The organism is Chromobacterium vaccinii, assembly GCF_000971335.1.
GTDB classification, from domain to species: domain Bacteria; phylum Pseudomonadota; class Gammaproteobacteria; order Burkholderiales; family Chromobacteriaceae; genus Chromobacterium; species Chromobacterium vaccinii.
This window is the reverse complement of sequence record NZ_JZJL01000027.1, coordinates 57,423-69,613: the sequence shown is the minus strand read 5'-3', so window position 1 is coordinate 69,613 and position 12,191 is coordinate 57,423. Positions and strand designations below refer to the sequence as shown.

15 protein-coding genes are annotated in these 12,191 nt (G+C 64.5%); 3 read left to right on the top strand and 12 right to left on the bottom strand.

The features are described 5' to 3' along the window. Nucleotides 1–387 precede the first annotated feature (387 nt). The 7 genes from leuB to leuC all read right to left on the bottom strand — a co-directional run bounded on the left by leuB (nucleotide 388) and on the right by leuC (nucleotide 5,308). Complete coding sequence (gene leuB, locus VL52_RS14285; protein ID WP_046157637.1) at nucleotides 388–1,452, bottom strand: 3-isopropylmalate dehydrogenase; 1,065 nt, start codon at nucleotides 1,450–1,452, stop codon at nucleotides 388–390. 10 nt (nucleotides 1,453–1,462) lie between these two features. After that, nucleotides 1,463–1,762 (bottom strand): hypothetical protein, encoded by a 300-nt coding sequence (locus tag VL52_RS14280; RefSeq protein WP_046157636.1) that lies wholly within the window; start codon nucleotides 1,760–1,762, stop codon nucleotides 1,463–1,465. Between the two features lie 19 nt (nucleotides 1,763–1,781). Further along, nucleotides 1,782–2,363: a pyridoxamine 5'-phosphate oxidase family protein gene (locus VL52_RS14275; RefSeq protein WP_046157635.1), complete on the bottom strand. Its 582-nt coding sequence runs from the start codon at nucleotides 2,361–2,363 to the stop codon at nucleotides 1,782–1,784. A 48-nt stretch (nucleotides 2,364–2,411) separates the two neighbouring features. Continuing rightward, on the bottom strand, nucleotides 2,412–2,807 hold the full coding sequence (locus VL52_RS14270) for a GFA family protein (protein ID WP_046157634.1): 396 nt from the start codon (nucleotides 2,805–2,807) through the stop codon (nucleotides 2,412–2,414). 119 nt (nucleotides 2,808–2,926) lie between these two features. Beyond that, nucleotides 2,927–3,565: a 3-isopropylmalate dehydratase small subunit gene (gene leuD / locus VL52_RS14265; protein WP_046157633.1), complete on the bottom strand. Its 639-nt coding sequence runs from the start codon at nucleotides 3,563–3,565 to the stop codon at nucleotides 2,927–2,929. Nucleotides 3,566–3,595: 30 nt separating this feature from the next. Further along, complete coding sequence (locus VL52_RS14260; protein ID WP_046157632.1) at nucleotides 3,596–3,781, bottom strand: entericidin EcnAB; 186 nt, start codon at nucleotides 3,779–3,781, stop codon at nucleotides 3,596–3,598. A gap of 111 nt (nucleotides 3,782–3,892) precedes the next feature. Next, complete coding sequence (gene leuC, locus VL52_RS14255) at nucleotides 3,893–5,308, bottom strand: 3-isopropylmalate dehydratase large subunit (RefSeq protein ID WP_046157631.1); 1,416 nt, start codon at nucleotides 5,306–5,308, stop codon at nucleotides 3,893–3,895. A gap of 101 nt (nucleotides 5,309–5,409) precedes the next feature. Here leuC and VL52_RS14250 point away from each other — a divergent pair, with 101 nt between their 5' ends. Beyond that, nucleotides 5,410–6,183, top strand: a complete 774-nt coding sequence (locus VL52_RS14250; protein WP_046157630.1) for a helix-turn-helix transcriptional regulator — start codon at nucleotides 5,410–5,412, stop codon at nucleotides 6,181–6,183. On the opposite strand, the gene VL52_RS14245 is transcribed toward VL52_RS14250, so the two are convergent. From VL52_RS14245 to VL52_RS24575, 4 genes are all read right to left on the bottom strand, one after another. Beyond that, on the bottom strand, nucleotides 6,161–7,321 hold the full coding sequence (locus VL52_RS14245) for an MFS transporter (RefSeq protein ID WP_052729303.1): 1,161 nt from the start codon (nucleotides 7,319–7,321) through the stop codon (nucleotides 6,161–6,163). The two genes, VL52_RS14250 and VL52_RS14245, sit on opposite strands and share 23 nt — an antisense overlap. A gap of 69 nt (nucleotides 7,322–7,390) precedes the next feature. After that, a complete protein-coding gene (locus VL52_RS14240; protein WP_046157649.1) occupies nucleotides 7,391–7,795 on the bottom strand; it encodes an RNA-binding S4 domain-containing protein in 405 nt (134 codons plus the stop codon). Then, nucleotides 7,795–8,445 (bottom strand): fumarylacetoacetate hydrolase family protein, encoded by a 651-nt coding sequence (locus VL52_RS14235; RefSeq protein ID WP_046157628.1) that lies wholly within the window; start codon nucleotides 8,443–8,445, stop codon nucleotides 7,795–7,797. Before VL52_RS14235 ends, VL52_RS14240 begins: the two co-directional genes overlap by 1 nt. After that, on the bottom strand, nucleotides 8,442–8,660 hold the full coding sequence (locus tag VL52_RS24575) for a hypothetical protein (protein ID WP_144408933.1): 219 nt from the start codon (nucleotides 8,658–8,660) through the stop codon (nucleotides 8,442–8,444). The genes VL52_RS14235 and VL52_RS24575 overlap by 4 nt, the downstream gene beginning before the upstream one ends. A 114-nt stretch (nucleotides 8,661–8,774) precedes the next feature. Here VL52_RS24575 and VL52_RS14230 point away from each other — a divergent pair, with 114 nt between their 5' ends. Then, on the top strand, nucleotides 8,775–10,481 hold the full coding sequence (locus VL52_RS14230; protein WP_200896026.1) for a PHA/PHB synthase family protein: 1,707 nt from the start codon (nucleotides 8,775–8,777) through the stop codon (nucleotides 10,479–10,481). Between the two features lie 69 nt (nucleotides 10,482–10,550). Then, entirely contained in the window at nucleotides 10,551–11,729 is a 1,179-nt protein-coding gene (locus VL52_RS14225) for an acetyl-CoA C-acetyltransferase (protein ID WP_046157648.1), read from the top strand. 58 nt (nucleotides 11,730–11,787) lie between these two features. Here the strand turns inward: VL52_RS14225 and VL52_RS14220 are convergent, their stop codons facing one another. Further along, entirely contained in the window at nucleotides 11,788–12,159 is a 372-nt protein-coding gene (locus tag VL52_RS14220) for a DOPA 4,5-dioxygenase family protein (RefSeq protein ID WP_046157626.1), read from the bottom strand. Between the last annotated feature and the right edge of the window lie 32 nt (nucleotides 12,160–12,191).

Below are 12,191 nucleotides of genomic sequence, written 5' to 3'. Positions count from 1 at the left end.
TTCGTCCTGGTGCTGCAGGATCAGGTTGCCGTTGCCGGCGTTGACGTAGACCCGCTCGCCGCCGCGGCCGAACGCCGCCGCGCCCAGCTGGCCTGGCGCGCCCAGCGCCGCCAGCGAACCGTTGTGCAAACCCAGCCCCGCGCCTGTCACCACTGCAACCATACCGCCACCCCATCAAAAGTCTGTTATCTCGAACAGCCTTATCCTGGGTTTGCGGCGAAAGTTTAGCGAAAAGCGAAAATATTTTATTCGCATTCGATCAATAAATTACACTTCGCTTTGAAATCAGCACCTTAAATCGCCAATCAACAATGAACTATCTACATAAAAAATGGCGCGATCCTTAACCGGATCGCGCCACGCGCGTCAATCAGCGGACAAACAGCATCACATCGCCGCCACCACCGCGTCGCCCATGCCGGAGCAGCTGACCTTCTCGCAGCCGGCTTCGTAAATGTCGCCGGTGCGGTAGCCTTGTGCCAGCACCTTCTTCACCGCGCTTTCCACACGCTGGGCGGCGGCTTCCTGGCCGAAGCTGTAGCGCAGCATCATCGCGGCGGACAGGATGGTGGCCAGCGGGTTGGCCAGGTTCTGGCCGGCGATGTCCGGCGCCGAGCCATGGCTGGGCTCGTACAGGCCCTTGTTGTTCTGGTCCAGCGATGCCGACGGCAGCATGCCGATGGAGCCGGTCAGCATGGAGGCTTCGTCGGACAGGATGTCGCCGAAGATGTTGCCGGTGACCATCACGTCGAATTGCTTCGGATTGCGCACCAGTTGCATCGCCGCGTTGTCGACATACATGTGGCTGAGCTCCACTTGCGGGTACTCCTTGGCCACCTCGATCATGATTTCTTTCCAGAACTCGGTGGTTTCCAGCACATTGGCCTTGTCCACCGAGCACAGCTTGCGGTTGCGCTTCATGGCGATGCCGAAAGCAACGTGGGCGATGCGGCGCACTTCGCTCTCGCTGTAGCGCATGGTGTTGTAGGCCTCTCGCTCGCCCAGCTCGTTGACGGCGATGCCGCGCGGCTGGCCGAAGTAGATGTCGCCGGTCAGCTCGCGCACGATCATGATGTCCAGCCCGGCCACCACTTCCGGCTTCAGTGTGGACGCGTTGGCCAGCTCGGGGTACAGGATGGCCGGCCGCAGATTGGCGAACAGGCCCAGGTCCTTGCGGATGGCCAGCAGGCCGCGCTCGGGGCGCAGCGGCCGATCCAGCTTGTCGTAGGCAGGGCCGCCCACCGCGCCCAGCAGCACCGCATCGGCTTCGCGCGCCAGCTTCTGCGTGGCTTCCGGATACGGCGCGCCGTACTGGTCGTAGGCGGCGCCGCCCAGCGGCGCGTGTTCGGTTTCCATCTTCAGGCCATCGCGGCGCAGCACGTCCAGCACGCGCTCCGTCTGGGCGATGATTTCGGGACCGATGCCGTCTCCCGGCAGAATGGCGATCTTCATGAATGCTCCTTTATTGCCGCTTGTCGTCGTCGCGCCGGGTCAGCCTCTCAACCAGCGCCCGTTCGCAACATTTGAATACGATATAGGCCGCCATCGCGGCATAGCCGGACAGCAGCAGTTCTCCCAGCTGGCGCAGCGCGCCGTCCATCGCCGCTTGCCAGCCCACATCCTGCCACAGCTTGAGATTCAGCTGCAGCAGCAGAGCCAGGTTGACGGTGGCGGCGCCGAACAGCAGAAAGCTCAGGCCCAGCAACAGGAAGGCCGCCAGCGGGCGGCGATGCAGCCAGGCCATCCAGCCGCGCTGGCTCATGGCGATCTCACCCCTGTTTTCATGCCTGCTCCGCCTTGTCCAGCGGGACTATGCCGCTTTTCTCGACGATGCCGGTCGGCAAACCATCCAGACTCACGCTGTTCCGGTTTCGCCAGTAGTCGCGGATGCCCGGCTCTCCCTTGGCGCGAGCCCAATCGTTCAACTGCTCCCGCTCGCCCAAGTACTGATAGCAAGGCACCGACATGCCGCAGGAAGCCTGCACCAGCTCCACGTCCAGCAAGAATATCTGGCGCGCCCCCGGCAAGGGATGGAACAGGCCATAACAGCTGTCCCAATCGGCATCGCCGGGATGAACCGCGCGCGCCTGGCCATACAGGCGCAGGATCAGCGGTTTGCCCTCAAACGCGCAGAACATCACGGTCATGCGCGGGCTATGCTCGACATGGCAGGCGGTTTCATTGCCGCTGCCGGTGACGTTCAGCCAAGCCATCAGGTTCGGCCCCAGCACCCGCAGCGAGTCCATGCCCTTGGGCGACAGGTTGACATGACCATCCGCCATGGCGGTAGCGACGAAAAACAGCTTTTGTCCAGCGATGAACTCGCGGTGCGAGTCCTGCAACTCCTGATAACGCTGCCCCATGCCGGCCCCCTTCAACAATGAACTGCCCTTTTGGCGGACATGTTTGCCTTACGCAAAATGCTCCGCGCCCTCCGGCACCGCCACCCACCCATGCTTCCTCTCCTCATAAACCGACACGCTCGGAGCTGGAAAGCTTGGGTCGGCAAACGCCCCCACCGGTATCGCCACAAACTCTTCCAGCCCTTCCGGCTCGTAGTACACGGTGGCGCCGCAAGTCGGACAGAAGTGAAATTTGACGCGGGAGCCTTCGTCGCCCACGCGGACGTAAACGGTGGAATCACCGGCAATGGCGACGTCCTTGCGGTAGAAGCGGGCCTGCTGGCCAAAGACGCTGCCGGTGCGGCGCTGACAGGCCAGACAGTGGCAGATGGAGACGCGTACCGGGTCGCCTGAGACTTGGGCGGTAAGCTGGCCGCAGCTGCATGCGGCAAGGCGATTGGACATGGGGCGCTCTCTTCCAGTAACTGATGTTGGGTTGAACGGCGCCCTCGCCAGGCGCCCCTTCGCGTGGATGCTTGCCCGTACTCATACCGCAGGCAGGCAAGCGAACCTTTGTGCGTCCGTCAGGAAAACAGCCAGGGCTGCGCCGCGCGGCGTTGCGCCTCGAAAGCCTTGATCTCGTCGGCATGCTGCAAGGTCAGGCCGATTTCGTCCAGGCCGCCCAGCAGGCAGTGCTTGCGATGCTCGGTGATGTCGAACAGGAAGGCCTGTCCTGACGGGGCGAACACCGTCTGCGCGACCAGGTCCACCTTCAGGCTGTAGCCCGGCGCCGCCTCGCACTCGCGGAACAACTGATCCACGATGTCCGCCGCCAGCACGATGGGCAACAGGCCGTTCTTGTAGCAGTTGTTGAAGAAGATGTCGGCGAAGCTGGGCGCGATCACCACGCGGAAGCCCTGGTCGTCCAACGCCCACGGCGCGTGCTCGCGGCTGGAGCCGCAGCCGAAGTTCTCCCGCGCCAGCAGGATCTGCGCGCCCTGGTAGCGCGGCTGGTTCAGCACGAAGCCCGGGTTCAGCTGACGCTGGCTGCTGTCCATGCCCGGCTCGCCGTGATCCAAGTAGCGCCATTCGTCGAACAGATTGGGGCCGAAGCCGGACCGCTTGATCGACTTCAGGAACTGCTTGGGAATGATGGCGTCGGTATCGACGTTGGCCCTGTCCAGCGGACAGACCAGGCCCTGCAAAGTGGTGAATGCTTTCATATTGCGCTCCCTGTTCAGGATGGCGCGGGGTTACTCGGCGGTATGCTTGATCGCTTCTCCGCCTTTTTCCACCGCATTGCCGATCGCCTGTCCAGCCTTCTGCAATCCGTGTCCCACCGCCTGCCCGCCTTCCTTGGCGTCGGTTTTGATGCCTTGCACGGTATTGCAGCCGCCCAGCAGCAGGGCCAGGCTCAGACAAACCATCTCTTTTTTCATGTGATGCGCTCCATTCGGGTGGCAGCGGGCTGCCGATCTGACAAAGGGACATTCTAAGCAATCCCGGCGTTTTCGTCAGACCCCGGCCCCCGAACGGGCTTCCGACTGCGCTTAGTTGGCGGCCAGGCCGCGCACGTCGACAAAATGGCCGGCCACCGCCGCCGCCGCCGCCATCGCCGGACTCACCAAATGAGTGCGCCCCCCCTGGCCCTGGCGGCCTTCGAAGTTGCGGTTGGAGGTGGAGGCGCAGCGCTCGCCCGGCAACAGCCGGTCGGCGTTCATCGCCAGGCACATCGAACAGCCCGGCTCGCGCCACTGGAAACCGGCGGCGACGAAGATCTTGTCCAGCCCCTCGGCCTCGGCCTGGGCCTTGACCAGGCCAGAGCCCGGCACCACCAGCACCTGCTTGACGCTGCCGGCCTTGCTGCGGCCCTTGGCCACCGCGGCGGCCTCGCGCAGGTCTTCGATGCGGCTGTTGGTACAGGAGCCGATGAACACCACATCCACCGGAATCTGGGCTATCGGCGTATCCGCCTCCAGCCCCATATAGGCCAACGCGCGCTCGATGCCAGCCTTCTTCACCGGATCGCTTTCATTGGCGGGGTTCGGCACCTTGCCGCCCACCGCCGTCACCATCTCCGGCGAGGTGCCCCAGGTGACCTGCGGCTGGATGTCGGCGGCCTGCAGCACGATCACTTCGTCGAAATGCGCGCCGTCATCGGAATGCAGCGTGCGCCAGTAGGCGACGGCCTGCTCCCACTGCCCGGCCTTGGGCGCGAACGGACGGCCCTTGACGTAATCGATGGTCTTGTCGTCCACCGCCACCAGGCCGGAACGGGCGCCGCCTTCGATCGCCATATTGCACAGCGTCATGCGGCCTTCCATGCTCAGGCCGCGGATCGCCTCGCCGCCGAACTCGATGGCGTAGCCGGTGCCGCCGGCGGTGCCGATCTTGCCGATGATCGCCAGCGCCACATCCTTGGCGGTGACGCCGGCGTCCAGCTGCCCGTCCACTCTAACCAGCATGTTTTTCGATTTCTTGGCCGTCAGGCACTGGGTGGCCATCACGTGCTCCACCTCGGAGGTGCCGATGCCGTGCGCCAGCGCGCCGAAAGCGCCGTGGGTGGAGGTGTGGCTGTCGCCGCACACCACGGTCATGCCCGGCAACGTGGCGCCCTGCTCCGGGCCCATCACGTGGACGATGCCCTGGCCCTTGTCCTTGAACGGGAAATAAGCCAACGCGCCGAAAGCCTTGATATTGGCATCCAGCGTTTCCACCTGCTGGCGCGAGATCGGGTCCTTGATGCCTTCATCCCAATGGTCGGTGGGCGTGTTGTGGTCGGCGGTGGACACCACGGAGTCGACGCGCCACAGTTTGCGCCCGGCCAGCTTCAGGCCTTCGAAGGCCTGCGGGCTGGTCACTTCGTGCACCAGGTGGCGGTCGATGTACAAGAGCGCGGTGCCATCGGCCTCCTCGCGCACCACATGGCTGTTCCAGAGTTTGTCGTACAAGGTTTGCGCGGTCATGTTGCGGTTCCTCGGGTCATCGTTGACTGCATATTCGAACAGCTTTGATCCTGTTACAAGATAAGCAGTTATACTGGTATAAAAACCAACAGGATAAGACCATGGATACCGCCGCCACGCCATTGGGCGCCTTCCTGCGCGCCCACCGCGAACGACTGACGCCTCAGCAGGCCGGCCTGCCCGCCGGCTTGCGCCGCCGCGCCAAGGGCTTGCGCCGCGAGGAGGTGGCGCAACTGGCCGGCATCAGCGCCACCTGGCTCACCTGGCTGGAGCAGGGCCGCAGCGAATCGGTGTCCGCGCATACGCTGGGCCGCCTCGCCGCCGCGCTGCAGCTGTCTGGCGCGGAAACCGACTACCTGTTCGATCTGGCCGGCCTGAAGAATCCGCAGGAAAAGCGCGCCGACGCCAATCCGCAAGCGCGGGAGATACTGGAGAAGATGTTGCCGCGCATCGACATGCCGGCCTATGTGCTGGACCGCCGCTGGCGGGCAGTGGCCTGGAATGCGGCGGCGGAGGAGTTATTCTGCGACTGGCTGGGCAAACCCGACGCCAGCCGCAATCAGCTGGACTTCATTTTTCTGATGCCGGAATCCCGCGGCCTCATCGACAACTGGCCGGAACGGGCCCGGCGCGTCGTCGCCGAGCTGCGCGCCGACCTGGGCCAGCAACTGGACGACGCCGAAACCGCCGGCATGCTGGAGAAACTGCGCCGCGAAAGCCCGGAGTTCGACCGGCTGTGGCAGCAACAGGACGTGCTGGAGCGCGAAGGCGGCGAACGCGGTTTCAACCACCCCCGCCTCGGCCGCCTGCAAAAACAGCAAATCACGCTGCGGCCGGCCAACGCGCCGGAATTCAAACTGGTGATGCTGCTCTGAGCTTGCCGGCCGGCCGCAGCCAGCGCAGGCACACCAGCACGCCGATCAAGGCCGCCACGGCCGACATCGCGAAGGTCGGCATCACGCCGCCATGCGGCCACACCAGCCCGCCTATCAAGCCGCCGCCGCTGCCGCCGACGCCGAAGGACGCGACGATGTACAAGCCCTGCGCGCGGCCGTGGTGCTGCTCGGCGAACATGCGGTTGATCAGACCGATGGCCGACGCGTGGTGCAAAGCGTAGGTCAGCGCGTGCAAGGCCTGGGCGAAGGCGGCCACCCCCGGCGAGGCCAGGCAGGTGGCGATCAGGCCGAAACGCAGCACCGCCGCCGATAGCGACGCCAGCATCAAGGCCTCCAGCCCGAAGCGGCGCATGATGCGCGGCATCAGCATGAAAACGCCCACCTCGAACACCACCCCCAGCGCCCACAGCACGCCGACCGCCGCCTTGTCGTAGCCGAAGGCCTTCAGGCCCAGCGAATAGAAGGTGTAGTAAGGCCCATGGGCGAAGGCCTGCAGGAAACAGCAGGCGAACAGCGCCATCACCGCCGGTTTCTTCAGCGTGTCCCAGATCGGCCCCGCCGGCTTGGGCTTGCCCTGCGGCACCACCTCCGGCACCTTGAACGCGGCCAGCGCCACGCCGGCCAGCAGCGCGGAGACGATCCACGGCGTCGCCGCGATGCCCAGCCAGTCCAGCAGGTAGCCGCCGCTCATCGCCAGGCAGACGAAGCCTATCGACCCCCATACCCGCACCCGGCTGTAGCGGCCGGGATTGTCGCGCGTCAGGTAGGCGGTGCTGGCCTCGACCAAGGGCAGCGCGGCGGCCCAGAAGAAATGCGATACCGCCAGGCTGACGAAGATCCACCAGAAGCCGTCGTGCAGCCCCACCAGGCAGAAACTGGCGGCCGACAGAACGGAGGTAGTGACGATGATGTTGCGCCGACGGCCGCTTCGGTCTGCCAGCCAGCCCCAGAAGCCCGGCGCGACGATCCGCGCCAGCGTCGACAGCGCCATCAGCACCGATATCTGCCAGGCGCTGAACGACAGCGACTGCAGATACAGGCCCCAGAACGGACTGAACATGCCCTGGAAGGTGAAGTAGGTGAAATAGAACGAAGCGAACGGCCACAACGACTGCATTGTCATCTTTCTGAAGGTTCGATGCCGGGCTCCATCCGGCGCCGGGCCGGACCGACGCCCCGATGGCGGCTAAAACGACGATTTGAAGCGGGATATCTCGCGGCGGGCCTTCTTGGTGGGCCGGCCGTCGCCATGGGGGAAGCTGGCGTGCTCGGCCTTCAGCAACAGCGACCGCTCCTCGCGGGCGGCGATCGACGCCTCGTCCTCGCGGTACATCAGCACCGCCTCCTTGGCCGGGCGGCGCTGGGTGGAGAGCTGCAGCACCTCCACGTTGTACTCCAGCTGATTCAGGCGCAAGAGCAGCCTGTCGCCCTCCTTCACCACGCGCGAGCCCTTGACCCGGTCGCCGTTGACCAGCACCCGGCCCAGCTCCAGCGCCTCATGCGCCAGCTGGCGCGTCTTGAAGAAACGCGCCGCCCACAACCACTTGTCGAGACGAATCTTGTCGTCGTCCCGCTCTTCCTGCCTTGCCATCATTCCACCTTCCAATGCGCCGACACCTGCCCGTGCAGGCTGAGGTCCAATTGATCTCCGGACACGATGCGCGTCACGCCTTCCGGCGTGCCGGTGAAGATCAGGTCGCCGTCGGACAGGCCGTAAAGCCTGGACAGATAACTGATCTGCTCGGCCAGCGTGAACAGCATCAGGCCGGCGTCGCCGCTCTGGCGCAGCTGGCCATTGACCCGCAATTCGAACTTCAACTGCTGCGGATCCGCCACCCGGGCGGCCGGCACCAGCGTGGACACGCAGGCCGCGCCGCGGAAACCCTTGGCCTTGGTCCACGGATGGCCTTTGCGCTTGGCTTCAGCCTGCGCGTCGCGCGCGGTCAGATCCAGGCCGATGCCGTAGCCCGCCACATGGCTCAGCGCCGCGTCCGGCGGAATGTCGCTCCCGCCCTTGCCTATCAGCGCCACCAACTCGCACTCGTGATGGACATCATCGGAATAGGCCGGCAGGCGAATGGGCGAGGACTCGTCCAGCAACGCCGAGGTCGGCTTCAAAAACACCAGCGGCTCGTCTTCCACCTTGTTGCCCAGCTCGGCAGCGTGCGCGGCGTAATTGCGGCCGATGCAGAAAATATTGCCGACGCGGATGGCATGTAAGCCAAGTTTTACACTCGTCATTGCAATTCCCCCTGAATTTCGAAGTCGATTATCCCACAAGCGATGTCAAACCCATACCACGAAACGCCTTGTGTTTTATAACGGTTTGTGCATTGCAGCAACAAACTGCGGCCCATGCCCGCCTTATGGCGGATTTCGCCGCCGGACGGCGTGAAAATGTCATGCAACCCTGTTAAAGTCGCAGGGACATCCGCTTGACCATGCAGTCCAGACATTCAGACAGGCTTCGACAACGATTTGCACGTTTCAGGAGATTCATCTTGTCCCAGAATAGTACCGCCGCGCTGGAAGGTTTCTTCACCAGCCTCTCCGAGGCCAACCAGCAATGGATGCAGCAGTTCGTCAATTCACTGTCGCCGGCCTGCGCCCCCGACGCCGAAACCCATCCGTTCTCAGGCGCCTGGTCCCAGCTGATGAGCCAGACCAATCAGCTGTTCGCCCTGCAGTCCTCGCTATACCAGCAGCAGATCAACCTGTGGTCGCAGTTCCTCGGCCAGACTGCCGGCCAGCAAGCTCCGGCCGAGCCGGGCGCCAAGCCCGCCGACCGCCGCTTCGCGTCGCCGGAGTGGAACGAGCACCCGTTCTACAACTTCCTCAAACAGAGCTATCTGCAAACCTCCAAATGGATGATGGAGCTGGTGGACAAGACCCAGCTCGACGAGGACGCCAAGGACAAGCTGGCCTTCGCCACCCGCCAGTATCTGGACGCGATGTCGCCCAGCAACTTCATGCTGACCAACCCGGACGTGGTCAAACGCGCACTCGAGACCAAGGGCGAAAGCCTGGTCGAAGGCATGAAGAACATGCTGGACGACATCCAGAAGGGCCACATCTCGATGTCGGATGAGAGCAAGTTCGAGATCGGCAAGAACCTGGTGATCACGCCCGGCCAGGTGGTGTTCCGCAACGAGCTGATCGAGCTGATCCAGTACACCCCCACCACCGACAAGGTGTACGAAAAACCGTTGCTGTTCATCCCGCCGTGCATCAACAAGTACTACCTGATGGACCTGCAGCCGGACAACTCGATGGTGCGCCACTTCGTCGCCCAGGGTTACCGCGTGTTCCTGATCAGCTGGCGCTCGGCCGTGTCCGAGATGCGGCACTTCACCTGGGAAACCTATATCGAGAAAGGCGTGTTCGAGGCGGCGGAGGCGGTGCAGAAGATCACCAAACAGCCGACGATGAACGTGCTCGGCTTCTGTGTGGGCGGGGTCATCCTCACCACCGCGCTGTGCGTGGCCCAGGCCAAGGGGCTGAAATACTTCGACTCCGCCACCTTCATGACCTCGCTGATCGACCACGCCGAGCCGGGCGAGATCTCCTTCTTCATCGACGAAAACGTGATCGCCGCCCGCGAAGCCAAAATGGCCGCCGGCGGCATCATCAGCGGCAAGGAGATCGGCCGCACCTTCGCCAGCCTGCGCGCCAACGATCTGGTATGGAACTACGTGGTCAACAACTATCTGCTGGGCAAGACCCCGGCGCCGTTCGACCTCCTGTTCTGGAACAACGACGCAGTGGACCTGCCGCTGCCGATGCACACCTTCCTGCTGCGCCAGTTCTACATGAACAACGCGCTGGTGCGCCCGGGCGCGATCACGCTGTGCGGCGTGCCGATCGACATCTCCAAGATCGACGTGCCGGTCTATATGTTCGCCGCGCGCGACGACCATATCGTGCTGTGGAACTCCGCCTTCTCCGGCCTGAAATACCTGGGCGGCGCGCCCAGCCGCCGCTTCGTGCTCGGCGCGTCCGGCCACATCGCAGGCTCGATCAACCCGGTGACGAAGGACAAGCGCAACTACTGGGCCAACGACAAGCTGCCGCTGCACGCCGAAGAATGGCTGGAAGGCGCCGAGAGCCGCCCCGGCAGCTGGTGGAAGGACTGGGACGCCTGGCTGGCGCCGCAATCCGGCAAGCAAGTGGCCGCGCCCAAGAGCCTGGGCAGCAAGGAGCTTCCGCCGCTGCTGCCGGCTCCCGGCGAATACGTGCTGGCCAAGGCCATGCCCGCCGTCGCCGCCAGTCTGCAATAACCCTATTCAAACGCCCTCCAGGGCCGCATGGCCCGCGTTCGCGAGGGCCGCAAGCAAAAGGAGAAAGACATGGAAGTAGCGATCGTAGCCGCGCAACGCACCGCAATCGGCAGCTTCGGCGGCGGATTGGCCAAAATCCCGGCGCCGGAGCTGGGCGCCACCGTGATCAAGGCGCTGCTGGAAAAAACCGGCGTCAAGCCGGAAGACGTCAGCGAAGTGATCCTGGGCCAGGTGCTCACCGCCGGCAGCGGCCAGAATCCGGCGCGCCAGGCGCTGATCAAGGCCGGCCTGCCGGTCACCACCCCCGCCACCACGCTGAACGTGGTGTGCGGCTCCGGCCTGCGCGCCGTGCATCTGGCGGCCCAGGCCATCCTGGCTGGCGATGCCGACATCGTCATCGCCGGCGGACAGGAAAGCATGTCGCTGTCGCCGCACATCCTGCCCGGCTCGCGCGACGGTTTCCGCATGGGCAACGCCCAGCTGGTGGACTCCATGGTCAACGACGGCCTGACCGACGCCTACAACGCCTACCACATGGGCATCACCGCCGAGAACGTGGCCGCCAAATACGGCATCGGCCGCGAAGAGCAGGACGCCTTCTCGCTGCAATCGCAGCAGCGTGCCGCCGCCGCCCAGAAAGCCGGCAAGTTCAAGGACGAGATCGTTCCGGTGCTGGTGCCGCAACGCAAGGGCGACCCGCTAGCCTTCGACGCCGACGAGTTCATCAAGCACGACGCCAGCGCCGAAAGCCTGGCCAAACTGCGCGCGGCCTTCAAGAAGGATGGCACTGTCACCGCCGGCAACGCCTCCGGCATCAACGACGGCGCGGCCGCCGTGCTGCTGATGTCCACCCAGAAGGCCGACCAGCTGGGCCTGAAGCCGCTGGCCATCATCAAGGGCTACGCGCTCACCGGCTGCGAACCGGAAATCATGGGCATCGGCCCGGTGTCCGCCACCCGCAAGGCGCTCTCCAAAGCCGCATGGAAAGTGGAAGACCTGGATCTGGTGGAAGCCAACGAGGCCTTCGCCGCCCAGGCGCTGGGCGTGGCCAAGGAGCTGGGCTGGGGCTCGGACAAGGTCAACGTCAACGGCGGCGCGATCGCGCTGGGCCACCCGATCGGCGCGTCCGGCTGCCGGGTGCTGGTGACGCTGCTGCACGAAATGCAGCGCCGCGGCGCCAAGAAGGGCCTGGCCACTCTGTGCATCGGCGGCGGCATGGGCGTGGCGCTGGCGGTTGAGCGCCCGTAAGCGCCTCCCGCCGTCAAATCAAAACCGCCGGATCTTCGCCGGCGGTTTTTTTATTCCCTCAGTTTCCGCCTCCATCCCTGCGCTGCCCTCGTTCGCGCAGATAGGCGATGTCCAAGTCCAGCGGCTGTCCCAGCCACATCGCGAAATCGCTGTGGTCCTCGACATCGTCGCCGCTGAGCGGATGCACCAGAATATCCAGTTCGCCCCGGTTCAACATCAGCCACGGCACCAGTTCGCCGAACTGCGCGGCGTCGAACGCCAGCTGGTACGCCCCGCAGGGATGCGGCCCGTACGCCTGGTCGCGCCACCGCCCCACGCTGACATCGAAACGCTGCTGCACCGCCTCCCTGAGCCAACTGGCGCGCGCCTTTCTGTTTTCGTCGAAATACACATGGGCGTGATAGCCCGTCACTGTTACCGCCTGTTGCATGCTTATTCTCCCTTGCGGATGCTGCCCGCTGC

Coding starts and splice junctions, on each gene's coding strand:
- VL52_RS14270 (WP_046157634.1), bottom strand. CDS start 2,807: ATGTCCAATCGCCTTGCCGCATGCAGCTGCGGCCAGCTTACCGCCCAA.
- leuC (WP_046157631.1), bottom strand. CDS start 5,308: ATGACCGCGCAAACCTTGTACGACAAACTCTGGAACAGCCATGTGGTG.
- VL52_RS14250 (WP_046157630.1), top strand. CDS start 5,410: ATGGATACCGCCGCCACGCCATTGGGCGCCTTCCTGCGCGCCCACCGC.
- VL52_RS14260 (WP_046157632.1), bottom strand. CDS start 3,781: ATGAAAAAAGAGATGGTTTGTCTGAGCCTGGCCCTGCTGCTGGGCGGC.
- VL52_RS14275 (WP_046157635.1), bottom strand. CDS start 2,363: ATGGGGCAGCGTTATCAGGAGTTGCAGGACTCGCACCGCGAGTTCATC.
- VL52_RS14220 (WP_046157626.1), bottom strand. CDS start 12,159: ATGCAACAGGCGGTAACAGTGACGGGCTATCACGCCCATGTGTATTTC.
- leuB (WP_046157637.1), bottom strand. CDS start 1,452: ATGAAGATCGCCATTCTGCCGGGAGACGGCATCGGTCCCGAAATCATC.
- VL52_RS24575 (WP_144408933.1), bottom strand. CDS start 8,660: ATGTCTGGACTGCATGGTCAAGCGGATGTCCCTGCGACTTTAACAGGG.
- VL52_RS14280 (WP_046157636.1), bottom strand. CDS start 1,762: ATGAGCCAGCGCGGCTGGATGGCCTGGCTGCATCGCCGCCCGCTGGCG.
- VL52_RS14245 (WP_052729303.1), bottom strand. CDS start 7,321: ATGCAGTCGTTGTGGCCGTTCGCTTCGTTCTATTTCACCTACTTCACC.
- VL52_RS14240 (WP_046157649.1), bottom strand. CDS start 7,795: ATGGCAAGGCAGGAAGAGCGGGACGACGACAAGATTCGTCTCGACAAG.
- VL52_RS14230 (WP_200896026.1), top strand. CDS start 8,775: ATGCAGCAGTTCGTCAATTCACTGTCGCCGGCCTGCGCCCCCGACGCC.
- VL52_RS14235 (WP_046157628.1), bottom strand. CDS start 8,445: ATGACGAGTGTAAAACTTGGCTTACATGCCATCCGCGTCGGCAATATT.
- VL52_RS14225 (WP_046157648.1), top strand. CDS start 10,551: ATGGAAGTAGCGATCGTAGCCGCGCAACGCACCGCAATCGGCAGCTTC.
- leuD (WP_046157633.1), bottom strand. CDS start 3,565: ATGAAAGCATTCACCACTTTGCAGGGCCTGGTCTGTCCGCTGGACAGG.